1 protein-coding gene is annotated in these 1,380 nt (G+C 68.4%); it reads right to left on the bottom strand.

The annotated features are described in order from the left end of the window. Positions 1 to 208 precede the first annotated feature (208 nt). Positions 209 to 1,234 (bottom strand): MarR family transcriptional regulator, encoded by a 1,026-nt coding sequence (locus ACY45C_RS12505; protein WP_462187789.1) that lies wholly within the window; start codon positions 1,232 to 1,234, stop codon positions 209 to 211. Positions 1,235 to 1,380: the final 146 nt, after the last annotated feature.

Here is a 1,380-nt window from a genome sequence, read left to right on the forward strand (position 1 = left end):
CCCCTGGTAGATCGGTGACGCTCGAAACGTTATTGCCGATCAACATCGTCGACGCGTCAACCTGACGACAGCCGGTCCCATTGCCGACTATGGGGACGTAATGAAGTAACAAATACGTGATCGAGAGCATCATCGCAGGTCACAGGCCTGTGGAGGGTTCGAAACGCGCAAGTTATTTCATTTCGACTCCTATGTACCGTTAATTACATCAATGGGCGTTACGGACAAACATTCGGCGCCACCAGCTCCGACGCACCGGTGCGGTGCTCACGCGATCGGCCGGTGCCTTCCCCGAAGTCGGGGTGCTCCCCTCGGCCCCGTCTTCCCCGCCTTCCCGGCGTGCGGTACCCCTGCTCGCCGGCTCGTGGGTCTCCCTGCTCGCGGCCGTCCCCGCGGGCAGGGGCGCGCCGGCTACCGGCCGGCTGCCACCCGCGACGCCGTCGGCGCGCTCCGTGGGAGCCCGCCGCTCCCCGGAAAGCTCGGTTACCGTACCGCCTGGCGACGGCGAGGCATGCGATGCACCACCTGCCGCATCGAGCGAGGCCGGGACGATCGTGCTGCCCAACACGGACATCGCCTCGTCCAGAGCGGCCAAGGCCTGGCCGATCGCTGTGACCGGATCCTCGGCGCGCTCCGGGGCCGGCACGGCCGACGCCGCACCCGCCTCGACCGCCGCCGCCTCGACCGCCGCCGCACCCGCCTCGGCGACCGGGTCGGGCTCGACGACCTCGACCACCAGCTCGGCGGCTGGCTCCACGAGCAGGTCCACCGGCTCGCCATCGACCGCCTGCTCATCGGTGCCTGTGGCCGTGACCGCCTCGGCGGCGGCGACGGCAGGCTCAGACCCCACAGGAGCACGTTCAACCGACGCGGAGACGTCGGGAACAGGCTGGGCCGACGAGGACTCGGCCGACGCGGACGCATTGGGAACAGGCTCGGCCACGGCGGGAGAAGTGACCCCCTCGGCGAGCGCCGAGGGGGCGACACCGGCGGATTCCGCGGCAGGAGCGGATTCCGGTTCCTCGGGCGGCGAGGTCGCCGCGAGCGCCAGACGGTTGAGAATCAGGCCGTCGGGACCCTGACCCCGGTCCAGCCGCCCCGCCTGCGCGAGCTTCCGGCAGACCTGGTTCACCGTGCCCCGGCTCGCCCCGATCGCCGCCGCCAACCTGCCGTCGTCCAAACCCGCGGGAACCTTGGCAAGCTGGTCGAGTATCCGGTCAGCAACAGTAGCCACAAAGCGGGACGGTATACGCCATCTCCTATTCGCCGACAAGCGGGGTCACCCCACGGGATCTGTCGCTGATCTTGTGATCGAACTGGCCCTCTCACTGTCTCTTATACACATCTGACGCTGCCGACGAATTAGACGGTGTAGATCTC

The sequence above is a fragment of the Frankia sp. CcWB2 genome, assembly GCF_977927585.1.